The 22,075-nt window shown below is 49.9% G+C and carries 22 protein-coding genes, 1 tRNA gene and 1 other annotated feature; of the genes, 17 read left to right on the top strand and 6 right to left on the bottom strand.

What is annotated here, in order from left to right; translation table 11 throughout:
* The first annotated feature begins 258 nt into the window (after positions 1–258).
* The 3 genes from HJV72_RS15695 (at position 259) to thrS (ending at position 4,217) form a co-directional block, all read left to right on the top strand.
* Complete coding sequence (locus HJV72_RS15695; RefSeq protein ID WP_208072348.1) at positions 259–1,287, top strand: aldose epimerase family protein; 1,029 nt, start codon at positions 259–261, stop codon at positions 1,285–1,287.
* Between the two features lie 82 nt (positions 1,288–1,369).
* Positions 1,370–2,038 (top strand): peptidoglycan recognition protein family protein, encoded by a 669-nt coding sequence (locus tag HJV72_RS15690; protein WP_208072346.1) that lies wholly within the window; start codon positions 1,370–1,372, stop codon positions 2,036–2,038.
* A gap of 86 nt (positions 2,039–2,124) precedes the next feature.
* Positions 2,125–2,346: a binding site (T-box leader), on the top strand.
* A 119-nt stretch (positions 2,347–2,465) separates the two neighbouring features.
* A complete protein-coding gene (thrS, locus tag HJV72_RS15685) occupies positions 2,466–4,217 on the top strand; it encodes a threonine--tRNA ligase (protein WP_208072344.1) in 1,752 nt (583 codons plus the stop codon).
* A gap of 107 nt (positions 4,218–4,324) precedes the next feature.
* On the opposite strand, the gene HJV72_RS15680 is transcribed toward thrS, so the two are convergent.
* A complete protein-coding gene (locus tag HJV72_RS15680) occupies positions 4,325–6,325 on the bottom strand; it encodes an NAD(P)/FAD-dependent oxidoreductase (RefSeq protein WP_208072342.1) in 2,001 nt (666 codons plus the stop codon).
* Positions 6,326–6,485: 160 nt separating this feature from the next.
* Here HJV72_RS15680 and HJV72_RS15675 point away from each other — a divergent pair, with 160 nt between their 5' ends.
* The 11 genes from HJV72_RS15675 (at position 6,486) to HJV72_RS15625 (ending at position 13,707) form a co-directional block, all read left to right on the top strand.
* The gene (locus HJV72_RS15675; RefSeq protein ID WP_208072340.1) at positions 6,486–7,376 is read left to right on the top strand and encodes a LysR family transcriptional regulator; all 891 of its coding nucleotides are present in this window, start codon (positions 6,486–6,488) and stop codon (positions 7,374–7,376) included.
* An 87-nt stretch (positions 7,377–7,463) separates the two neighbouring features.
* Positions 7,464–8,249 (top strand): shikimate kinase, encoded by a 786-nt coding sequence (locus tag HJV72_RS15670; RefSeq protein WP_208072338.1) that lies wholly within the window; start codon positions 7,464–7,466, stop codon positions 8,247–8,249.
* A complete protein-coding gene (locus tag HJV72_RS15665) occupies positions 8,249–8,749 on the top strand; it encodes a YqeG family HAD IIIA-type phosphatase (protein WP_208072336.1) in 501 nt (166 codons plus the stop codon). The genes HJV72_RS15670 and HJV72_RS15665 overlap by 1 nt, the downstream gene beginning before the upstream one ends.
* Positions 8,750–8,843: 94 nt before the next feature.
* Entirely contained in the window at positions 8,844–9,401 is a 558-nt protein-coding gene (efp, locus tag HJV72_RS15660; RefSeq protein WP_066577881.1) for an elongation factor P, read from the top strand.
* Between the two features lie 255 nt (positions 9,402–9,656).
* Positions 9,657–10,532, top strand: coding sequence for a DUF5688 family protein (locus tag HJV72_RS15655; RefSeq protein WP_208072334.1), 876 nt, complete (start codon positions 9,657–9,659; stop codon positions 10,530–10,532).
* A gap of 62 nt (positions 10,533–10,594) precedes the next feature.
* The gene (locus tag HJV72_RS15650) at positions 10,595–11,197 is read left to right on the top strand and encodes a DUF3841 domain-containing protein (RefSeq protein WP_208072332.1); all 603 of its coding nucleotides are present in this window, start codon (positions 10,595–10,597) and stop codon (positions 11,195–11,197) included.
* Between the two features lie 83 nt (positions 11,198–11,280).
* Positions 11,281–11,766, top strand: coding sequence for a cytidylate kinase-like family protein (locus HJV72_RS15645; protein ID WP_208072330.1), 486 nt, complete (start codon positions 11,281–11,283; stop codon positions 11,764–11,766).
* A gap of 86 nt (positions 11,767–11,852) precedes the next feature.
* Positions 11,853–11,924 (top strand) — tRNA-Arg (locus HJV72_RS15640).
* A gap of 34 nt (positions 11,925–11,958) precedes the next feature.
* Complete coding sequence (locus HJV72_RS15635; RefSeq protein ID WP_208072329.1) at positions 11,959–12,603, top strand: hypothetical protein; 645 nt, start codon at positions 11,959–11,961, stop codon at positions 12,601–12,603.
* A 73-nt stretch (positions 12,604–12,676) separates the two neighbouring features.
* Positions 12,677–13,384, top strand: a complete 708-nt coding sequence (locus tag HJV72_RS15630) for an AzlC family ABC transporter permease (protein ID WP_208072327.1) — start codon at positions 12,677–12,679, stop codon at positions 13,382–13,384.
* Entirely contained in the window at positions 13,375–13,707 is a 333-nt protein-coding gene (locus HJV72_RS15625) for a branched-chain amino acid transporter permease (protein ID WP_132274174.1), read from the top strand. The genes HJV72_RS15630 and HJV72_RS15625 overlap by 10 nt, the downstream gene beginning before the upstream one ends.
* Positions 13,708–13,788: 81 nt before the next feature.
* Here HJV72_RS15625 and HJV72_RS15620 read toward each other — a convergent pair whose 3' ends face one another.
* From HJV72_RS15620 to HJV72_RS15600, 5 genes are all read right to left on the bottom strand, one after another.
* Positions 13,789–14,613 (bottom strand): hypothetical protein, encoded by an 825-nt coding sequence (locus HJV72_RS15620; RefSeq protein ID WP_208072324.1) that lies wholly within the window; start codon positions 14,611–14,613, stop codon positions 13,789–13,791.
* Positions 14,607–15,308, bottom strand: a complete 702-nt coding sequence (locus tag HJV72_RS15615) for an ABC transporter ATP-binding protein (protein ID WP_208072322.1) — start codon at positions 15,306–15,308, stop codon at positions 14,607–14,609. The genes HJV72_RS15620 and HJV72_RS15615 overlap by 7 nt, the downstream gene beginning before the upstream one ends.
* A 1-nt stretch (position 15,309) precedes the next feature.
* Positions 15,310–15,678, bottom strand: a complete 369-nt coding sequence (locus tag HJV72_RS15610) for a GntR family transcriptional regulator (protein ID WP_208072320.1) — start codon at positions 15,676–15,678, stop codon at positions 15,310–15,312.
* A gap of 173 nt (positions 15,679–15,851) precedes the next feature.
* Entirely contained in the window at positions 15,852–16,769 is a 918-nt protein-coding gene (locus tag HJV72_RS15605) for a deoxyribonuclease IV (RefSeq protein WP_208072356.1), read from the bottom strand.
* 32 nt (positions 16,770–16,801) lie between these two features.
* On the bottom strand, positions 16,802–17,449 hold the full coding sequence (locus HJV72_RS15600) for a flavin reductase (protein WP_208072318.1): 648 nt from the start codon (positions 17,447–17,449) through the stop codon (positions 16,802–16,804).
* Between the two features lie 187 nt (positions 17,450–17,636).
* Between HJV72_RS15600 and argS the strand changes: the two genes are divergently transcribed.
* From argS to HJV72_RS15585, 3 genes are all read left to right on the top strand, one after another.
* Positions 17,637–19,403, top strand: a complete 1,767-nt coding sequence (gene argS / locus HJV72_RS15595) for an arginine--tRNA ligase (RefSeq protein WP_208072316.1) — start codon at positions 17,637–17,639, stop codon at positions 19,401–19,403.
* Between the two features lie 15 nt (positions 19,404–19,418).
* Complete coding sequence (locus tag HJV72_RS15590) at positions 19,419–20,582, top strand: alanyl-tRNA editing protein (protein WP_208072314.1); 1,164 nt, start codon at positions 19,419–19,421, stop codon at positions 20,580–20,582.
* A gap of 215 nt (positions 20,583–20,797) precedes the next feature.
* A complete protein-coding gene (locus HJV72_RS15585) occupies positions 20,798–22,063 on the top strand; it encodes a S1C family serine protease (protein ID WP_208072312.1) in 1,266 nt (421 codons plus the stop codon).
* The last annotated feature ends 12 nt before the right edge of the window (positions 22,064–22,075 follow it).

The following is a 22,075-nucleotide window of genomic DNA, read 5'->3' as shown; positions in this document are numbered from 1 at the left end:
GGAATCTGTGTGATAGTCGCAGTTCCCGGACGCATCGGAGCATCTGCCCCCTACCTCCCCATCGGCGTCTCAGTTTACTAAACCCACATTTACGATCTTGCAGTACTGGACATGGGACGTAAAGAACGGTATCATTAGGATAGTCAAACACCTCGCAACGAGGTGCCGGGTATTTGGCCTTCGCGGCAGTCGCCAAGGCTAAGGGTGCTTAGCTTTGGCCCATTGCCCGCAGGAATAAAGTGACAGGAGGATTTTGCGATGGTAAGGGATTTTGGAATTACAGAAAAAGGAGAAAAAACGAACTTATACGAACTCAAAAATGCTAACGGCATGACGGTCTGCGTGACCGACTACGGCGCGGCTGTCGTATCAGTATATGTGCCGGGACAAGACGGCAGGGTGAGAGACGTCGTGCTCGGTTATGACTGTGCCCGTGATTATGAAGCAGGAGGACAGTCACTCGGGGCGACAGTAGGAAGAGTGGCCAACCGTATCGGAGGGGCACAGTTTACGCTGAATAGCCAGACATATACGCTTGTTCAAAATGACAATGGCAATAACCTGCACAGTGGTCCTGATGTATATAACCATCGACTATGGGACGTAAAAGAGGCAGATGAGAGGCATATCGTACTTCATCTGTTCAGTCCGGATGGGGACCAGGGGTACCCGGGCAGCCTGGATATAACGGTGACATACAGCCTGGATGAGGGGAACGGGCTAAGGATTCATTATGAGGCGGAAGCGGAAGCGGATACGATAGTGAATATGACAAACCACAGCTATTTCAATCTGAACGGACATGATTCGGGAGATGTGCTGGAGCAGGAGCTGTGGCTGGGAGCGGATGCCTATACACGTGCGGACGAGGAGTCGATTCCGACCGGTGAGATTGTGGATGTGGCGGGAACACCTATGGATTTTCGCGCCCGTAAGCCGGTTGGGCGGGATATACAGGCAGATTATGAAGCCCTGAATTATGCCGGAGGCTATGATCACAACTGGGTGCTGAACGAAGGCGGATTCCGGAAAGTGGGCGGCTTTTCATGCGAGGAGAGCGGCATCGGCATGGACATATATACGGATATGCCGGGGATACAGGTGTACAGCGGCAATTTTCTGGACCGGGAACGTGGGAAAGAAGGGGCGCTGTATGGAAAGCACCAGGGCATATGCTTTGAGACGCAGTATTTTCCCGATGCGGTTAATAAGGACAATTTTGTAAGCCCGATAGTAAGGGGCAAAGAGAAGGCTGTGTCTGACACGTCGTACGTCTTTTCATTTTAAGATTCAGAAAATTATAAGTATTTTTTCATAAAATATTTCTCCTTCCTGTGATAGAATGGTGTAGGGTGAATGGAGAGATGATATGGACAGAAGAATAGCGGAAGCAAGGCGCAGGAGGATGATTCGGCGTAACGTACGGCTCGGAATACTCGTGCTTGCGGTGCTCATCGTGCTGGTGGGGATAGTCAGGATTGTAAAGCCGGCCTGGTTTACAGATGATTACATTGAGCTCAAGGGCAGCGATATCGACGCTTCCCGGCCGGACCTGGACGTGGAGCTGCTCACGGAGAACCCCTACTCAAGGCCAGGGACGAAGACGGACAAGATTAAGGGAATCGTCGTGCATTATACGGCCAATCCTGGTGCAACCGCCATGGATAACCGGAATTATTTTGAAGGGCTCAAGGACAGTCATGAGACGAAGGCAAGCAGCAACTTCATCGTTGGCCTGGAAGGTGAGATTGTCCAGTGCGTCCCGACCTGGGAAGTTGCGTATGCGTCCAACAGCAGGAATAATGATACGGTGTCTATCGAGTGCTGCCATCCGGATGAGACGGGAAAGTTCAATGATGAGACATATAAGTCTATGGTACGGCTCTGTGCGTGGCTTTGCATGAAGTTTGATCTGGACAGCGAAGATGTCATCCGGCATTACGATGTGACGGAGAAGAACTGTCCGAAATACTTCGTAGAAAATGAAGATGCATGGAAGCAGTTCCGGGCAGATGTACAGGCAGCTATCGAAAGATAAAGAATCAAAAAATAATCTGAAAATGCGTTGACTTTTTATCATGTGTTGCTATAATGGGAAGTAGCTGGTATACAGCGATTAACATGAGAAAAGCAGAGACGGAAAAGAGTAATCTATCGGACCCATACAGAGAGAAAAACATTTGGTGGAAGTTTTTTATGGCAGAAGGCAGACGAAAACCATTCCTGAGCTGTGGTGCTGAACCGACAGTAAGCATCGTCGTACTCCTGCGTTAAGGGATAGGACTTGTGAGAGTCTGAAGTGAAAAGTTAAGGTGGAACCGTGCAGCAATCAGATGCACCCTTAAACGGACAGCGTAAGCAGTCTGTTTTGGGTGCTTTTCTTATGTTAGAGGAAATGTTACTGCCCTAGGCAAAATATGTTTCCTAAAGCAAAATAAAAAGAGAATCGAAAGGAGCGTAACAAGATGAAAGTAAGCATGAGAGACGGATCCGTGCAGGATCTGACATTTGCAGATGAAGTGGGACAGGAGGCATTCCGCCACACGACATCCCATATCCTGGCCCAGGCCGTAAAGCGTCTGTACCCGGATACGAAGCTGGCAATCGGGCCGGCAATCAAAGACGGCTATTATTATGATTTTGAATTCAGCTTTCCATTTACGACAGAACATCTGACTGAGGTAGAGAAGGAGATGCGCAGAATCGTCAAGGAGTCGCTGCCGCTTGAGAGAAGCGTCGTGAGCCGTGAAGAAGCTTTGAAGATGATGGAAGAAAGAGGAGAGACTTATAAGACAGAGATGATCCAGGATCTCCCGGACGAGGAGGAGATCAGCCTTTACCGGCAGGGAGAGTTTGTAGACTTCTGCGCAGGCCCTCATGTGTCCAACACGAGCGTCATCAAGGCGTTCAAGCTTCAGAGCGTGGCAGGGGCTTACTGGCACGGAGATGAGAACAACCAGATGCTCACGAGAATCTATGGGACATCCTTCCCGAAAGCGGACGAGCTGGAGGCTTATCTTAAGAGGATGGAAGAAGCTCGTCTGCGTGACCACAGAAAGCTTGGAAAAGAATTGGGGTTGTTCGCGATTATGGATGAAGGCCCCGGCTTTCCATTTTTCCTGCCTAAAGGGATGGTGCTCAAGAACCTGCTTATCGATTACTGGAGGCAGCTGCATCTGAGAGAAGGATACGTTGAGATTTCCACGCCTATCATCTTGTCCAGGCACCTGTGGGAGAATTCCGGACACTGGGACCACTATAAAGATAATATGTACACGACAGTCATCGACGAAGAAGACTATGCAGTCAAGCCGATGAACTGTCCGGGCGGGATGCTCGTGTACAAAGTAGAGCCACGTTCTTATAAAGACCTTCCGATGCGGGTCGGCGAGCTCGGGCTTGTACACCGGCACGAGAAGTCCGGACAGCTGCACGGGCTCATGCGCGTGCGCTGCTTTACTCAGGACGATGCCCATATCTTCATGACAGAGGATCAGATAAGGGATGAGATCAAAGGGGTGGCAAGGCTGATTGACGAAGTGTACTCCAAGTTCGGATTCAAATATCACGTGGAACTGTCTACGAGGCCGGAGAACAGCATGGGAAGCGATGCAGACTGGGAGATGGCCACAGAAGGATTAAGAGGCGCACTGGAAGAGCTTGGAGTGGATTATGTGGTTAACGAAGGCGATGGCGCGTTCTATGGCCCTAAGATCGACTTCCATCTGGAAGATTCCATCGGCCGGACATGGCAGTGCGGCACTATCCAGCTCGATTTCCAGATGCCGCAGAGGTTCGAGCTTGAGTATACCGGTGCAGACGGCGAAAAGCACAGGCCGATCATGATACACCGGGTTGCTTTCGGTTCCATCGAGCGGTTTATCGGTATCCTTATCGAGCATTACGCAGGCAAGTTCCCGACATGGCTTGCACCGGTACAGGTCAAGATCCTGCCCGTATCAGACAAGTTTGCCGATTATGCACAGAAGGTGACGGACGAGCTGAAAGAAGCTGGAATCCGTGTAGAACTGGACGGCAGAAGCGAGAAGCTCGGCTACAAGATTCGCGAGGCGCAGATGCAGAAAGTACCTTACATGGTAATCGTGGGAGAAAAAGAAGTTGCCGAGAATGTTGTATCCGTCAGAAAACGCGATGAAGGCGATATTGGAAGCATGGAGCTCAAGGTATTTGCAGACAAAGTGCTGGAAGATAAATAAGAAAAAATAAGATTCATGCTTATGGGGACAGGTTAAAATGAAATGGGGACGGGGTTTTTCTCAAAAAACCCCGTCCCCATTTCATTTTAACCTGTCCCCGGTTTGTTTTATAAATATCCAAGCTGTTTTAACGTGTTGAGAACCATATGTCTGCCCGCATCGGTTCCATCGATGATTCTTCTGGCACGGACGGAGTCTCCGATGTTGAGAAGTGCGATGTCCTCGTTCTCAAAGGCTTTGGTGAGCGCATCCCAAATGGGGGCATGGGCTTTCATGCCGAGGCAGACGAAGCCGTAGTCGAATGGCAGTTCTACTTCTTTTCCGCCTTGTTCCACGAGGAAGGAGTGGGGATTGACTTTCTTAAGCGCGGTGTTTACGAGCTGCTTCACCTTATGCTTCTCCATGCACTCTTTCATGGAAGCGGTGGAGGAGGCGTCCAGGCCGTTGCCGATGGAGGGCATCATCTCTATGATGGTCGTGTCTGCGCCGCGGGGGGCGAAGAATTCTACAACGTCAAGTCCGACGGCTCCGCCTCCGATTACGATGACGCTCTTGCCGGACATGTCCTCTGGATAGCGGTCGATATTGTGGATGAGATCCAGAATGGAGTACACATTCGATTGCCTGTCCGCAAGATTCTCGTGCAGGCCGTCGATTGGCGGGAGAAGCGGGACGGAGCCGGTGGCGTTTACTACGAGGTCAGGCTGGAAGGATCTGATGATATCGGCAGTGGCGTCCACCCCGGTTTGGATGGTCAGGTTGTCAAGCTCCTCCGCGCGGTGCCTGAGATAAGCAGGGAAGTCGGCAAGCCGCTTTTTGGCAGGAATCTTAGAGATTTCCACAGAAAGTCCGCCTATGTGGTCCTGCTTTTCGAGAAGCGTAACGCTGCAGCCGGCCTCGGCCGCAGTACAGGCAGCCTCCAGCCCGGCCGTCCCTGCACCGGCAACGACTACATTGCACGGCCTTGCCACTTTCTGCCTCTTATACGCATCGCCTCCTGTCACGTCTGGGTTTATCGTACAGCGCAGCGGACGGTTGCCGCCGATGCGGTTGCCGACGCAGCCCACATTGCAGGAAATGCATTTGCGGATGCCGGATACGTCGCCCCGCCTTGCTTTGCAGCACCAGTCGGGATCTGCGATAAGGCCGCGCCCGATACCGATAAGGTCTGCATCACCCTTGGCCAGTATATCTTCCGCCGCCTGCGGGCTTCGGATGTTGCCGATAGCGATGGTCGGTTTGTGGAACTTCTCCCGGACTGCCCTGGCCATGTAGGAGCGCCAGCCGTCTGCCAGATAATTCGCGTCAATCTGGTACTGAATGGACGGATTCAACGCAGCCGAAGTGTCATAGATATCTACGCCGTCATCCAGGAATTCCAGATATTCGAGGCAGTCGTCTATCGTATTGCCCCCATCCACGAGTTCATCGACGCTGAGCCGCAGGGAGACAGGAACACGGGGCCCGACAGCGGAGCGGACCTCATCGATGACCATCCGGCAGAAGCGGGCCCGGTTCTTGGCGCAGCCCCCGAACTCGTCTGTCCGGTCGTTCATGGTCGGCGAGAGGAACTGGCTGATCAGGTAGGAGTGTCCTGCGTGGATTTCTACAAGGTCAAACCCTGCGTTGACCGCCCGCCTTGCGGCGGCGCCGTAGTCTGCGGCGATGCTTTCCAGTTCTTCTCTCGACAGCGGCCTGGGACATTCGCCGCCTGGTTTGGATGGCAGAACGGAAGAGGAGACAGGCTGCATGCCCGTGCGGGCGGACATGGCGGAAGCGCCCGCATGGTTGAGCTGAATCCCCATACATGCGCCGTGCCTGTGGCAGGCTTCCGTCAGCTTGTAAAGCCGGGGTATATAGCAGTCTTTGTCAATACGCAGCTGTGTCGTGCCGTTTGCGCCTTCCGGATATTTTACACAGATATTCTCCACGAGGATAAGCCCGGTCCCGCCTTTGGCCCGAAGCTCATAATAAGCGATGTGCTCATCGCTCATGCTGCCGTCGTGTTCCGCCAAGTTGCTGCCCATAGGCATCATGACAACACGGTTTTTCATCGTCATCCCTCTGACGGAGAGTGGGGAAAACAAGTGCTTAAAATTATTCTTCATCTTAACATCCTCCATTACTTAACATATCGTCCAACACGGTTCTATAGTCGGATTATAAGATATTGTTAAAGATAAAACAAATTCATGTTTTTGCATTGTTTGATAGATATATTCTATGGATTGTGGTATGATTGTAAAAAATAGACAAAGGAGGCAGATTATGAATTTGAATCAATTGCACTACTTTGTGACACTTGCACATATGGAGCACTATACTAATGCAGCCCAAAAGCTGTCGATTACACAGCCAAGCCTGAGCCATGCCATATCATCGCTGGAAGAGGAACTCGGTACAAGCCTGTTCGAACGGCAGGGAAGAAACGTGGCCCTCACCAAATACGGCAGGCTGTTTATGGAATACGCCGAGGAGGCGCTCGATATACTGGATGCGGGAATCAAGAAGACGAAGGCCATGACGAGCGAGAAGAGCGGCAAGGTCGACATCGGTTACATATACACGCAGGGGAGCGAATTTATCCCTGAGCTGGTATCCGGCTTTCTGGAGACAAACAAGGACAAGCAGGTAGACTTTGGCTTCAGCAATGGTATCACGAAGGAAATCGTACAAGGCGTAAAAGAAGAGAAGTATGACATCGGCTTCTGCTCCATGGTATCGGGGGAAAAAGAGCTGGAATTTATCCCTGTGTCGCAGGAGAAGCTTGTTGCGGCCGTGCCGCCGGGACATCCGCTGGCCGGCAGGAGGAAGGCGAGCTTTGAGGAGATTGCCTCATATCCTCAGATATTCTTCAATAAAGGGAGCGGTCTGCGCGGCGTCATCAGCCAGATATTCAAAGATTACGGAATGAAGCCGGATATCGTCTATACCGTGGACGAGGACAGCGCCATGGTCGGGCTGGTGACGAGAGGATTCGGCGTCTGCATCGTGCCGGATGCGGCTACGGTGCGGAGTATGAAGGCATCCTTCCTGGAGATAGAGAATCTGGACTACCGGCGGTTTATCTATATGGTGACGCTGAAAAACAAGTACCAGGCCCCTATCGCCAGGATGTTCGCAGATTACGTAAAAGACTATTACAGCCTGAAAAAATAAAGTATAATTGTTGCGCAGTATCGGGAAAGTTGATATAATATACCGGTGTGAAAACGGATCAGTATAAAACAGGAGAGAAAGAAAAATATGAATGATTTAGAGATGTACAGAGAGCAGCTGGCATTGTGTGATGATAAGCTTATTGACGCCCTGGTGGAGCGGAACGCGGTCATAGAGAAGATTATGGCATACAAAGAAAAGTATGGAATGCCTATCCTGCAGCCTCAGCAGGAAGCGAAGCAGAAGCAGCGTCTGGAAGAAAAGCTGGCTGGCAGCAAGTATAAAGACGAGATATATGATGTATTCCGCTGCATACTCAAGAACAGCAAGAGAATCCAGGCGAGGAAGCTGTTTGATTACAATATCGTGCTCATCGGATTCATGGGAGCCGGCAAGACGACGGTTTCCGATTATCTGAGTACGATGTTTGCGATGGAAATCATAGAGATGGATCAGGTGATTGCAGACAGGGAGGAGATGAGCATTCCGGACATATTCGCTACATACGGGGAAGAATACTTCCGAAATCTGGAGACCAATCTGCTGATAGAGATGCAGTCGAGAAAGAATACCGTAATCTCCTGCGGTGGCGGAGCCGCTCTCAGAGAGCGCAATGTAGACGAGATGAAGAAAAACGGCAGGGTCGTACTATTGACGGCCAGCCCCGAGACGATATACGAGCGTGTGAAAGACAGCGACGACAGGCCGGTGCTGAACGGGCGCAAGAACGTGGAAGGGATATCAGAGCTGATGGAGCAGCGCCGTGAAAAATATGAGGCGGCTGCGGACATCGTAATCAATACAGACAATAAGAACGTGCTTCAGATATGTGAAGAGCTTGTGCAGCGCGTTACAGAAATGGAAGATAAATAATGTTTGATAGATTTTTTCCGGACAGATACGTGGCATCTACCTATGTCATAGATTTTGAAAAACTGTACAGCGAAGGTGTCAGGGGACTTATCTTTGACATCGATAATACGCTGGTGCCCCATGGCGCGCCGGCGGATAGGCGGGCGGAAGAACTGTTCGCGAGGCTTAAGCGGATAGGCTTCGGCTGCTGCCTCATCTCGAACAACCAGGAACCTAGGGTCAGGATGTTCAATAAGAATATCCAGGTGGACTATGTGTATAATGCCCATAAGCCATCCACGAAGAACTATGTGAAAGCCATGGAGATTATGGGGACTGGGACGGATAATACGGTCTTTATCGGCGACCAGCTTTTCACCGATGTATGGGGAGCTAAGAGGGCGGGTATTCCGAATATACTCGTGAAGCCGATACACCCGAAAGAGGAGATTCAGATTGTACTGAAGCGTTATCTGGAGAAAATAGTGCTGCACTTTTACAAGAAGAGCCTCGACAGGTAAAAAAAGGTTGAAAAAAGGCAGAATATATTATAGAATTAGAAAAGTGAGAAAGAACGTCAGGTGCCGTTGTCGCACCTTTTAAGGAGGATTATTCATGGTATCAGCAGGTGATTTTAAGAACGGCTTGACCGTAGAGATCGAGGGGAATATCTACCAGATTCTGGAGTTTCAGCATGTAAAGCCAGGAAAAGGAGCTGCCTTCGTCCGTACAAAGATGAAAAATATCATCAACGGCGGTGTTGTCGAGAAGACATTCCGTCCGACAGAAAAGTTTGAACAGGCGCACATCGACAGGAAAGAGATGCAGTACCTTTATTCAGACAGCGATTTATTCTATTTCATGGATGTGGAGTCATACGACCAGATTGCAGTCAATGCAGATACGGTCGGAGACTCTCTGAAGTTCGTAAAAGAGAATGAGAACGTAAAAGTTATCTCTTATCAGGGGAACGTGTTTTCCATAGAGCCGCCGATAACGGTTGAACTTGACATTATTGAGACAGAGCCCGGATTCAAAGGCGACACTGCCCAGGGGGCTACGAAACCGGCTATCGTCGAGACCGGGGCTCAGGTTATGGTACCTCTGTTCGTGGAACAGGGAGACAAGCTGAAAATCGATACACGTACAGGAGAATACCTGTCACGGGTATAGTCATGTTCCGACTGCGGCACTGCCGGACGGCATGACAAGTTTATAATAATAATGACAAGAAAAGCCTTGCAATTTCTGCAGGGCTTTTTTATAATTGTTATACCATAATATTTCAGGGCTGTATCATACAGCCTGTCCAGATGACATCGATATGCATAACGGCCAGATTGACAGATATGGCCGTGTCCTGGCAGCTTCTGCCGGATATTCAGAAAAAGAGCCAATAAGATACTGCTGCACGAAGAAAGGAGTAATATGACTTACGATCAGTTTGTGCAGGCCGTAGAAAGAAAAGTGAACGAGGGAACCGATGACGACATTGCCGTATGTATCCACACGGCGATCAAGAATAATGGAAGGGAGAGGAAAGGGATAAGGCTGACGAAGCAAGGGGTCAATATATCGCCTGCCATATATCTGGAAGAATACTATGAGCAGTTTCTGTCAGGAGGCACGGTTGAGGATGCCGCCGGGGATATATTGAGGCTGTACGAGGAGATAAGCTTCAGCCGTTCGTGGGATAAGGATAATATATCAGCTTATACGAAGGTAAAAGAGAGAATCGTATATCACCTCGTCAACAAGGAAAAGAATGAAAATATGCTGACGGATACCCCATATGTGCCGTACCTGGACATGGCCGCCGTGTTTTATGTCCTGTTTGAGGTAAATGCCTATGGCACGGCTGCGATGATGGTCAAGAATGAGCATCTGAAGCTGTGGAACGTAACCGAAGAGGAGATATACCGCCAGGCATGCCGCAATACAGAACGGCTCCTTCCCTACGAGTTCAGGACGATGAAAGAAGTGATAGCAGAGCTGACGGGAAACAAAGAGGAGCCGGGAAGGGATGTCATGTATGTTCTGAGCAATTCCATAAGGAGCTTCGGAGCGGCCGCGGTCTTGTATGACGGCTTGCTTGCGTACATCGGATGCTGTCTCAAAGAGAACTATTACGTGCTCCCGAGCAGCGTCCATGAAGTGATAATCATACCGGAGAGCGAAGCGCCTGGCAAGAAGGAGCTGGCAGCGATGGTGGCGGATATTAACGCGACCCAGGTAGAAGAAGAGGATGTGCTGTCGGATAATGCATATTATTACGACCGGAAGCTGAAAAAACTACAGGAGTAATAAAGATGTCCCTTTCCATCACGAGCGCCGGGTGTTAGAATGATACTAAGGAGGGTGGTGGAATGGGACAGGATACAGTCAGGTTGTATACGAGACAGAATGATAAGACGCTGCTGCCGTTAAAGAAGCAGGGCCGCATCATCAATCAGAGAATATATGTGGAGATGCACTTCGGAGATATCGCACCGCTGTTTTTGGAAAGCTACGACTGGTTTACGGAAACAGCGGCAAAGAGGGTGCCAAAGCCAGAGGACGTAAAAGCTCCAATCTGGTGTTCGATCAGTGCACAGAACTGCCTGAAGCCGATTGACGGGACGGTCGTATATGTGCTGGAAGTGCCGAAGGATAAGGTGATATATTTTGACGAGGCAAAGTGGGACTATGTGCTGAACCGGATCTATCTGCCGAAAGACGCCCGTGACAGGGCGGCCTATAAGGAACATCTGAAGGGGATTGGCATCTCCAGCGGGTTTGAATTCTTCGAGGGACGGTATAAAGGCATGTATCCCGAGGAAGAGCGGCGCATCAAAGACAGCTGGCAGCGCGTCTTTGAGATCGACAGCTGGACAATCTTCAATGTATGCGGCAACATATGGGAAATCAGAGAGGAATATGTACAGAAAATCGTATATCCCGGGGAGGACCTGGAGGGGCTTAAGTATTAGGCAGATAAAAAAGGATACCTTTTTTGCCGGCAAAGTGCTATAATAGAACTGTTCACAATCTGCACTGCTAAGGAGGAATCGGTATGAAACTGGTAATTACTATGAGCCGGCGTTACGGTACAGGGGCAAGCATCATCGCGCAGGAACTGTCAAAGAGGCTTGAGATACCTGTATATGACAAGGTCAACGTGGAACAGGAGCTGTATAAGAATATCTATGAATCTGAAGTGGAAGTGATAAAGGAGCTGGCACAGAAGCCATGCATCATCCTTGGACGCTGTGCCTCGGAGATATTGAAGGACAGGAAGAATGTATTCAATATCTATGTATGCGCGGACAAAGAGGACCGGGTACGGAGGATTATGGAGAAGGACGGCATCTCCTATGAGGAAGCCGATGAGAAGGTGGAGAGGACAGACGAAGAGCGTGCCCTTTACTATCATGAACATACAGGCAAGGCATGGGGGGACGTCAACAATTACCATATGATACTGAACACATCCGATCTGGGTTTAGAGAACTGCACGGATATACTGATGCGGTACTTTGAGAAGATGGAGTACATATAAACTTTTATTTTGTCGAAGATATCTTCTTTACATTACTTAAGAAATGTGATAATATTACAAAGGCAATTTCATATAGGACAAATTATGCACCCGTAGCTCAGGGGATAGAGCACCGCCCTCCGGAGGCGGGAGCGGCGGTTCGAATCCGCCCGGGTGTGTACTTAAAAAAGTGCTTACAATGGAGGGAGTCTTATGAAAGCAAGATGGAAAGACTGCTCCGGCCGGCTGAAGAAGTATAGAAGGGCTAATATAATCATAGCCGTCATGCTGCTCGTACTGGCGCTGGGCGTAGTCGGATTCAATCTTACGGAAGAGAAGGTCCAGAAAGCACAAAAGACAAATTCCCAGGACGTCAAGGCGGAAAACAAAGGATATGACAGCATGGAGACGAATCCGCTGATGCTGGAAGAGTACCCGGAGGTGACAGACGTGGTAAAGTCTTACTACGCGCGTCTGGCAGAGAATTCGGATTTTGTCGAGTCCTATGACAACGTACAGGTCTATACGAAATTGGGAAAATACAAAGATTCATATGTGGCTTTTGTCAAATATGATATGAAGATAAAAGATATCTACACAGGGGTTCCTGGATTGGGTACGCTGTATGTAGAAAAGAACAAAGAGAGCGGCAAATATCATGTGAGCCAGACCGTGGAGGACGAAGAACTGAAAAGTTCCGTGGAAGAAGTGGCCGGCCAGGATGATGTGGACAAGCTGCTGGCGGACACTACGTCACAGTATCACAGTGCCGTCGAATCTGACGCGTTGCTCAGGGAAGCTTTGGCAGATTTGAAGAATGCATACGAAGATTCCACTGGGACAAGCAGTAATGAATAAAGTATATTAAGTCAGACCTCTGCATCTTAAGAGGTCTGACTTTTTAAAAATACAAAGGATGGGTTGGGAGAAGATGTCGGGATATAAAGAGGCATTTAAAAAGGCATTTCCATACACGATTCCGGTAATGACGGGCTATATCTTTATCGGCATCGCATTCGGAGTCATGTATGCGGAGAAAGGCTATTCTTTTTTATGGGCGGTGCTGATGAGCCTGCTCGTATATGCGGGGTCGGGACAATACCTGGCAGTAAACTTTTTTGTGCCTGGAATCTCGTTCCTCCAGGTTATATTTATGACGCTGATGGTGAACATACGCCATATCTTCTATGGCATCTCTCTTCTGGAGAAGTTCAATAATATGGGCAGAAAACGCTGGTATATGATTTTCGGTCTGACCGATGAGACGTATTCCCTTTTATGTACGACAAAAGTGCCGGATGGGGTAGAAGAGGAGAAGTTCCTCTTTGCCATATCCCTGATGGACCAGTCGTACTGGATTATCGGCTCTGCTATCGGCGGACTGGCCGGCAGCCTGCTCCCTTTCAATTCGGATGGGATTGACTTTGCCATGACCGCTTTGTTTGTCGTCATATTCGTAGAACAGTGGATGGACAGGAAGAACAGGACGCCTGCGGTAATCGGAATCGCTGCTGCATTCCTCTGCCTTCAGATATTCGGCACGGATAAGTTCGTGCTTCCTTCCATGCTGCTCATCGTCCTCGTACTGTTTATGCTGCGTACGAGGCTGGAGAGAAGGGAGGAGATACAATGCCTATAAGTGCAGCCATGTCATTTCTCATAATACTTGCAGTGGCCGGTACGACCTTCGCGACCCGTGTCGTCCCTTTTCTCGTGTTTCCGAAAGGAAAGGAGATTCCCCGTGTCGTACAGTATCTCGGGAAGGTGCTTACGCCTGCCGTAATCGGGATGCTTGTCGTGTACTGCCTGAAAGCGACGCCTGTGCTGGAGAGCCCCCATGGCGTGCCGGAAGCGCTGGCGGTCATCGTGACGGCAGGGCTTCACGTGTGGAAACGCAACAATCTGCTCAGTATCGGGGCGGGAACCATACTGTATATGTTCCTGATTCAGGTGGTGTTCTAGTCTATATCAGATAAAAATTCAGCCGGTTCCTGCTGTTACATATGGCAGGGCCCGGCTGTTTTGCAAGCAATGCTTTGGCTCTTACTGAAGATTTGTCTTCTTCCTCAGAATATAGTACGTAAAGAGGTAGAGGATGACAGACGTAACGATGGAGAGTGCGGCCGTAATCTTACAGAGATATATCATATATTCTGCAAAGTTGAAGTCTAAGGTTCCATTCTGCGAGGCAATCGGCATATAATCGGAGAAGAAGCCGGTAACCGTCATGACGAGCAGGCTGAAGATGGATACGACTGTCGTGATGATGAAGTAGGAGACTACGGCCCCGAGGATGCGGTGATTAGAAAACAGCTGCCCCATGGCGATGGAGGCATATATCATGATGACACTGCTGACCGCACCGATGATTACAAGCAGGATGATTACGGCTATGAGCAGCGCGGGAGTCGTATCGCCTGTGATTCCGAGCTGGTTGAGGACTTCTGCCTTGTTTGAGCTGTACGCACCCGCAACGGACGGTGTCATGATGACTATCCACATGGACAGTATGATGAGCAGGATGTCGATAATGCACCAGACAGTTGCAGCTATCGTCTTTGAGAGCAGTTGCTGGCCCGGTGTCACCGGAAGCGTCCGGGTCAGATAGCCTTCACTTGAGAACAGGTTCTTATAGAACTTTACCGCTACTATCATCTGCGTTCCAAACACGACACCGGACACTATGAGAAAATAAAGCATAAAGGTGAGTGAAAGCATGAGCGTGGTCGTGTCGTTGACTTCTGTAAACTGTATCCGGCTTGTAAGAAAGAATCTTCCGGCCAGGGCAGACAGTATGAGAAAACCGTGTATGATAACTAAGAACCGGTTCAATGCTTTCATGTCATATTTAATCAGTTTGCCTAACATCTGAACACCTCCCTGAACAGTGCGTCTACGGATTTGCCGTGGTCTGAGCGTATCTCATCTACAGCAGCATTGAGAGCGAGCTGGCCCTGGCGGATGAATATGACACGGTCGAGTATATTTTCAATATCATGGATCAGGTGGGTGGATATGATAACAGTGGCGTTTTCGTTATAGTTGCCAAGTATCGTCTGCAATATATAATCCCTTGCGGCCGGATCCACGCCGCCGATCGGCTCATCCAGGACATAGAGCTGCGCGTCCCGGCTCATGGTGAGCACAAGCTGGACTTTTTCCTTCGTACCCTTTGAAAATGTCTTCAGACGTTTGTTCACGTCTATCTCCAGGTCCGTAAGCATCTTATAAGCCCTGTCCGTCACAAAATTACTGTAAAAATCAGAAAAATATACAATCATGTCTTTTATCTTCATGGAGTCATCGAGATGGATGCGGTCCGGAAGATAAGACACGATTTTTTTAGTCTCTACGCCGGGTTCCTTGCCGTCAATCAATATCTTGCCGGAAGTAGGTACGAGAATATCATTTATCAGTTTGATGAACGTAGTCTTTCCGCTTCCGTTAGGTCCAAGCAGCCCCACAATCTGTCCCCTCCCGATAGAAAGGCTCAGGTTGTTCAGGGCATAGAAGCTGCTGCCATACCTTTTGGAAAGACCCTGGCATTCCAAAATTGGATTCATATTAGTGTTCCTCCTTTATCGCTTCCTGGATTAACAGAAGGGTTTCCTCCTCCTGAAAGCCGAGCTGTTTCATTTTTTCAAAAAAGTCTTTGATGTGTTCTGAAGCAAGTTCCGTCTTCATCTGTTTCAACATCTTTTCATCCTCCGTTATAAAGCGTCCGCTTGTCCGCTGAGAGTATACCAGGCCGCTGCGCTCGAGCTCGGACAGCGCCTTCTGCATCGTGTTAGGGTTCACGGCAGCGTCCAGCGCAAGGTCACGCACAGATGGAAGCTTGTCGCCGGGCTTATATATACCTGCTATGATATCCTGCTGTATCTTCTCCATAAGCTGCAGATAGATGGGCCGTTCATTATCTAAATCCCATGGCATGTAATCACCTCGTTTCTGAAAGGATAATTATTATTGTATTATCTATGTAATACAATAATACAAAAGGGAGAAGTTGTCAAGTGATTGAGCAAGATTGGCGCGAAAATCGTGCAAAAAGTCCCGGCAGAGATATCATGCTTCTGCCGGGATCGTAGGATAGCCAGTATAAAAAGTTATCGGATGCTGTCCGCTTCGTATTCTTCCAGTACAGTATCCGCAAGACGGGGGTTGAACAGACCACTTCTGAGCATCGTTATCTCGTGCTTGTAAGGTGGATAGGCCTTCTTGGGATGATCGACCGATGGGATATAGGGTGTCTCGAGTATTTTCGGGATTTCCCGGAAATCAGGATGGTGTACGATGTAGGAGAGAGCATCGAAACCTATCTCGCCGCTGCCGATGTTGGTATGCCTGTCTTTGCCGGCCCCCCTCGGATTGCGGCTGTCATTGATGTGGAATACCGCAATCTGGTCTTTGCCGATTACCTTGTCAAAATGCTCCATGACACCGTCAAAATCGTGGACGATATCATAACCGCTGTCATGCGTATGGCATGTATCAAAACATACTCTCAGCTTGTCATTAAAGACGACACCGTCGTAGATACGTGCGAGCTCTTCGAACGTACGGCCGATTTCAGAACCTTTTCCGGCCATCGTCTCCAGCGCGATATGGACGGACGTGTCTCTTGTCAGAATCTCGTTAAGCCCCTTTATGATCTGGGCGATACCTTTGTCTGCCCCTTCGCCAACGTGTGCGCCGGGATGGAGGACGAGCGTCTGGCTCTGGCAGGCGGCGCTGCGCTGCAGATCCATCCGGAGAAATTCTACGGCCAGTTCATATGTCTTTTGATTTACCGAATTCCCCAGATTGATAATATAAGGCGCATGGATGATGATTTCGCTTATATCATGGCTGTCCATATATTCCCACGCGGAGTCTATATTCAGTTCGCTTATGTCTTTTCTTTTCGTATTCTGGGGTGCCCCGGTAAATACCATGAAGGTATCGGCACCGTAGGACGCCGCCTCTTTTGCCGAGCCAAGCAGCATATCCTTACCGCTCATGCTGACGTGGGAACCTAGCTTTATCACAGTTGTATACCTCTCTTTTCAATCATTTGTCACTGCCTGCGGAACTTATCCTTTCCCTGGCCGCAGACAGGACATTTATAGGAATCGGGAAGGTCTTCAAACGGCGTCTCCTGGTCGTACACATAACCACATACGCTGCATACCCATTTTGCGGCAGAGCTGTCTGCTCCTTCTGTCTCATCCGGCAGATAAGTAGGAGCGTTCTTCGGACTCTTTCCTTTGACGACATTGTGATAGTATGCATATGTCATAGCCGGGGAGTCTTCCAGGATATCTCCATCCACAACTTCACCGAGGAATACGGTGTGAGTGGAAGTCTCCATCGTGTCTATGACGTTACAGACGATATAACCGCAGGAATCGTCGATGACAGGGAGCCCTTCCTTCATGGTATGGCTGACGCCTTCAAATTTGTCCACGTCTTTGCCGGTTTGGAAGCCGAATTGTCCGATGAGGGAAGAGGCAGATGACTCCGACAATATGGATATTGCAAACCTGCCGCTTTTTGCGATGCAGGAGTTGGTAAAGTTGTCATGGTTCATGCTGAGAGCGATGGTAGCAGGCTCCGATGTAATCTGCATGATGCTGTTGGCGACACAGCCAGTGCTGCGGCTGCCGTCCAGTGTAGAGATGATATAGACGCCGTAGGATAAGTTGCGGAATACATTTTTGTTCATATGATGACCTCCTCTGATATAATAATAGTAATTGTTATTAATATAATACCATGCCGTGGAAGGTTTTGCAACAGCAGATTTAAAATATAGTTGTTGCCAAACTTACCTTGTGATAGAATAACTAGGTAAAATACGTTATATTCAAGTTTTTCTTATATAGAAGCCATATATGCAAGGAGGAGGCAAAATGGAAAAAATTATCAGTCTCATAGAGAAAGAGATGGAAGCGGCGTTCGAGAAAGCAGGGTATGACAAGTCCTATGCCAAGGTGACGCTGTCCAACCGTCCCGACCTGTGTGAATACCAGTGCAACGGCGCGATGGCAGGAGCAAAGGCATACCGGAAGGCGCCGATAGCGATCGCACAAGCCGTGGCTGCAAATCTTTCTGCGGATTCATGTATCAAGGAGGCAGAAGCTGTGAAGCCGGGATTCATCAACATCCGGCTGAAGGAGTCGTTTGCCGCTGATTACCTGAACGAGATGAACGACGACGAGGCGCTCGGCCTTACAAAGGCCGCGGAGCCGAAGATGATTATCGTCGATTATGGCGGGCCGAACGTGGCCAAGCCGCTTCATGTAGGGCACTTGCGCTCTGCAATCATCGGAGAGAGCCTGAAGCGCGTCGCAAGAGCGATGGGACACAAAGTGCTCGGAGATATCCACCTCGGTGACTGGGGATACCAGATGGGTCTGATCATTACCGAGCTTCGATGCCGACAGCCGGAACTTCCCTACTTTGACGACAGCTATGAAGGCGAATATCCGGAGGAGGCGCCGTTTACCATCTCAGAGCTTGAAGAGATATATCCTGCAGCGAGCAGCAGGGCAAAAGAGGAGGAGGACTACCGCGAACAGGCGCTCAATGCCACGTTCCTCCTTCAGAACGGACACAGAGGGTATACGGCCGTATGGAACCATATCATGGCTGTATCGGTAGCGGATCTTAAGAAAAATTACGAGAACCTGGGTGTCAGCTTTGACCTCTGGAAGGGGGAGGCGGACGCGCAGAGATATATCCCTGATATGCTGAAGCGGCTGAAAGAAGAAGGGCATGCCCGTGTCGATGACGGCGCTCTCGTGATTGACGTGCAGGAAGAGACGGACACGAAGGAAGTGCCTCCGTGCATGATACAGAAGTCGGACGGGGCGTCGCTTTACGGCACGACCGACCTTGCAACGCTCGTACAGAGGGAACAGGACTATCATCCGGATGAGATCATATATGTGGTGGACAAGCGGCAGGAGCTGCATTTTGAACAGGTGTTCCGGGCCGCCAAGAAAGCAGGCATCGTCAGAGAAGAGACGAAGCTTTATTTCCTTGGATTTGGCACGATGAACGGGAAGGACGGGAAGCCTTTCAAGACGCGGGAGGGCGGAGTGATGCGGCTGGAAAGCCTGATTGCTGAAATCGAGGAGGAGATGTACAAGAAGATAACAGATAACCGTACGGTGTCTGAGGAGAATGCGGCCCGTACAGCACAGATTGTCGGCATGTCCGCAATCAAATATGGAGACTTGTCCAACCAGGCGTCCAAAGATTATGTGTTCGACGTGGACAGGTTCACATCCTTTGAAGGCAACACCGGACCGTATATTCTGTACACGATCGTGCGTATCAAGTCGATACTGAACAAGTACAGGGAAAACGGCGGTTCCTTTGAAGGAATCAAGATGGAAGGGGCTCATTCAGAGAGCGAGAAGGCGCTTATGCTGGAGGCTGCCAAGTATAATGAGGTGGTGCAGACTGCATTCGAGGATCTTGCGCCTCACAAGATTTGTGCCTATATCTATGACCTGGCTAATGTCTTCAACCGTTTTTACCATGAGACGAAGATACTGGCACAAGAAGATGTGGACAGGAAAAGGAGCTATATCGGGCTGCTCATGCTGACCAGGAAGGTGCTGGAGGCGTGCATCGGCCTGCTCGGATTCGAGGCTCCGGAGAGGATGTAAGAGAAGGTGGATGTGATGACAAGGAAGTTGTTCTATGAGGACAGCCATATGCAGGAATTTGAAGCAGAAGTGCTGTCATGTGAGCCGTCCGGGGACGGATACGAGATTATTCTGAATGAGACAGCCTTCTTTCCGGAAGGAGGCGGACAGTATGCCGATACCGGATGGCTCGGCACCGTCCGTGTAACAGATGCACACGAAAAGGGCGGCATTGTAAGACATATGGCTGATGGGCCGCTGGAACCGGGGACGAGAGTGGAGGGACGGATTGACTGGGCGGAACGGTTCGAGAAGATGCAGCAGCATTCGGGCGAACATATCATCTCAGGACTTGTCCACAGGAAGTTCGGCTATGACAACGTAGGATTCCACCTTGGGAGCGGCTATTGTACAATCGACTTCAATGGGCCGATAACGAAGGAGGAGCTCAAAGAGATTGAAGAGCTTGCCAATGAAGCCGTGTTCAGAGACCTGGATCTTGAGGTGGCATATCCGTCAAAAGAAGAGCTGAAGAACATGGACTACCGGAGCAAGATAGAGATAGAAGGGCAGGTGCGTATCGTAACCGTGCCCGGTTATGACGTGTGTGCATGCTGTGCCCCCCATGTGGACAGGACAGGGGAGATTGGCCTCATCAAGCTGACAGATATGGTCAATTACAAAGGCGGGGAACGGATCAACATGTTATGTGGCATACGCGCCCTGAAGGACTACCAGCAGAAGGAGAGCAATGTCAAGGCGGTCTCGGCGCTTCTGTGCGCGAAGGAGGACGAGGCCGCGGTGGCGGTCTGCCATCTGAAAGAGGAACATATCCAGCAGAAAGGGAAGCTCGCTTCTCTCCAGCAGAAGCTGATTGCATATAAGGCAGCGGAGATTGGCGCGGACGGCGGTAGAGTGGTCGTGTTCGACTCGGAGCTTGCCGGGAGCGGTCCGAGGGAACTTATGAATCTGCTTCTGGACAAAGGGGCCCATGTATGCGCCGTGCTGGCGGGAACGGGCGGCGATGGATACCGTTATGTCATCGGCAGCAGGACGGAAGATGTCCGTCCCCTGTGCAAGGAGCTGAATGGCAGATTCTTCGGAAGAGGCGGCGGCAAGAAGGAGATGGTGCAAGGGTCGCTTTCGGGAGAGGAAGAAGAAATCAGAAGCTTAATAGAGAGCTGGCAGGCAGTTCTTTGATTGAAAACAGAGAAGGGCGTATAGGATTGCTGCAGAGTGTTCCGTTCGACGGAAAGCGATGCAGCGGATATGTACGCCCTTCTCTTTCTTTTTTGACATTTAACGATTTTCTCATGGTTTTATCACAGATTGAACACAATTACACGGTACACTACATACATAGACAGTTAGAAACAACTGTTCATCTGACTTATAAAACGAAAGGAGTCTTATATATGGACAATCAATATAATTATTATAATCCGGAACAGGAGCATGCAGGAGGAACGCCAGGCGGTTATGACAATAAGCCGGAACGGGTGAAGAAGACAACGCCGAAGTGGGTGAAGCTTATATGTTCTGCACTTGTCTTTGGCCTCGTGGCAAGCGTGGTATTCCAGACGGGCAATGTCGTCGGAAATAAAATCTTCGGAACAGGCGGCAGCGGCAAGACTGCAAAGCAGGCATCTACCGTGGGCAGCACGAAGCTGAACACATCCACAAACAGTACGGTAAACTCGGACATTGCGGATATAGCGGAAAAGGCCATGCCGTCAGTCGTCTCCATCACGAATATGAGCGTACAGCAGGTGCAGAATTTCTTCGGCGGCGTGCAGGAGCAGGAAAGCAAGAGCGTAGGGTCCGGCATCATCGTAGGACAGAATGACGACGAACTTCTTATCGTGACAAATAACCATGTGGTGGAAGGCAGCAATACGCTTACCGTATCCTTTATCGATGAAGAGAGCGTAGAAGCGAATGTAAAAGGTACGGATGCGGCAAAAGACCTGGCAGTGATTGCGGTGCCGCTGGATTCTGTGAAGAGTTCCACGATGGACGCTATCGCGGTTGCCACGCTCGGTGATTCTACCAAGCTGAAGGTCGGGGAACCGGCTATCGCGATTGGCAATGCCCTCGGTTACGGCCAGTCTGTCACGACGGGTATCATCTCTGCCACGAACAGAGAGCTTGACACGTACGACGGTGAACTGATTCAGACGGACGCTGCCATCAACCCAGGCAACAGCGGCGGCGCGCTTCTTAATGCCAATGGCGAGGTTGTCGGAATCAACTCGATCAAAGTGGCTACCGACACGGTAGAAGGCATGGGCTACGCGATACCGATATCTGACGCAGGCAGCATCATACAGAATCTGATGAACAAAGAGACACGAACAAAGGTTGCGGAAGGCGAGCAGGGGTATCTCGGAATCCAGGGCGTGGATGTCAATTCTGAGAGCGCACAGATGTACAATATGCCGACCGGCGTCTATATATCAGAAGTTATCGACGGCGGCGGGGCCAAAAAGGCAGGGCTTGCCAAGGGCAGCATCATCACGGAGCTTGACGGTACGTCAATCAACAGCATGGATACATTGAAAGAACAGCTCCAGTATTATAAAGCGGGAGAAAAGGTTACGTTGACCGTACAGACTCCGGACAAGGGCGGCGAGTATAAAGAGAGCAGTGTAGAAGTAACCCTTGGAACAAATACGCAATAATGATATAATGTA

This window comes from Extibacter sp. GGCC_0201 (genome assembly GCF_017566055.1).
Lineage (GTDB): Bacteria > Bacillota > Clostridia > Lachnospirales > Lachnospiraceae > Extibacter.
The sequence above is the reverse complement of the archived record's forward strand: the minus strand, read 5'-3'. Positions and strand labels throughout refer to the sequence as shown.

Coding starts and splice junctions, on each gene's coding strand:
- HJV72_RS15670 (WP_208072338.1), top strand. CDS start 7,464: ATGAATGATTTAGAGATGTACAGAGAGCAGCTGGCATTGTGTGATGAT.
- HJV72_RS15695 (WP_208072348.1), top strand. CDS start 259: ATGGTAAGGGATTTTGGAATTACAGAAAAAGGAGAAAAAACGAACTTA.
- HJV72_RS15630 (WP_208072327.1), top strand. CDS start 12,677: ATGTCGGGATATAAAGAGGCATTTAAAAAGGCATTTCCATACACGATT.
- HJV72_RS15675 (WP_208072340.1), top strand. CDS start 6,486: ATGAATTTGAATCAATTGCACTACTTTGTGACACTTGCACATATGGAG.
- HJV72_RS15600 (WP_208072318.1), bottom strand. CDS start 17,449: ATGAACAAAAATGTATTCCGCAACTTATCCTACGGCGTCTATATCATC.
- HJV72_RS15590 (WP_208072314.1), top strand. CDS start 19,419: ATGACAAGGAAGTTGTTCTATGAGGACAGCCATATGCAGGAATTTGAA.
- HJV72_RS15585 (WP_208072312.1), top strand. CDS start 20,798: ATGGACAATCAATATAATTATTATAATCCGGAACAGGAGCATGCAGGA.
- HJV72_RS15655 (WP_208072334.1), top strand. CDS start 9,657: ATGACTTACGATCAGTTTGTGCAGGCCGTAGAAAGAAAAGTGAACGAG.
- argS (WP_208072316.1), top strand. CDS start 17,637: ATGGAAAAAATTATCAGTCTCATAGAGAAAGAGATGGAAGCGGCGTTC.
- HJV72_RS15680 (WP_208072342.1), bottom strand. CDS start 6,325: ATGAAGAATAATTTTAAGCACTTGTTTTCCCCACTCTCCGTCAGAGGG.
- HJV72_RS15620 (WP_208072324.1), bottom strand. CDS start 14,613: ATGTTAGGCAAACTGATTAAATATGACATGAAAGCATTGAACCGGTTC.
- HJV72_RS15645 (WP_208072330.1), top strand. CDS start 11,281: ATGAAACTGGTAATTACTATGAGCCGGCGTTACGGTACAGGGGCAAGC.
- HJV72_RS15615 (WP_208072322.1), bottom strand. CDS start 15,308: ATGAATCCAATTTTGGAATGCCAGGGTCTTTCCAAAAGGTATGGCAGC.
- HJV72_RS15650 (WP_208072332.1), top strand. CDS start 10,595: ATGGGACAGGATACAGTCAGGTTGTATACGAGACAGAATGATAAGACG.
- HJV72_RS15690 (WP_208072346.1), top strand. CDS start 1,370: ATGGACAGAAGAATAGCGGAAGCAAGGCGCAGGAGGATGATTCGGCGT.
- HJV72_RS15610 (WP_208072320.1), bottom strand. CDS start 15,678: ATGCCATGGGATTTAGATAATGAACGGCCCATCTATCTGCAGCTTATG.
- HJV72_RS15635 (WP_208072329.1), top strand. CDS start 11,959: ATGAAAGCAAGATGGAAAGACTGCTCCGGCCGGCTGAAGAAGTATAGA.
- thrS (WP_208072344.1), top strand. CDS start 2,466: ATGAAAGTAAGCATGAGAGACGGATCCGTGCAGGATCTGACATTTGCA.
- HJV72_RS15665 (WP_208072336.1), top strand. CDS start 8,249: ATGTTTGATAGATTTTTTCCGGACAGATACGTGGCATCTACCTATGTC.
- HJV72_RS15625 (WP_132274174.1), top strand. CDS start 13,375: ATGCCTATAAGTGCAGCCATGTCATTTCTCATAATACTTGCAGTGGCC.
- efp (WP_066577881.1), top strand. CDS start 8,844: ATGGTATCAGCAGGTGATTTTAAGAACGGCTTGACCGTAGAGATCGAG.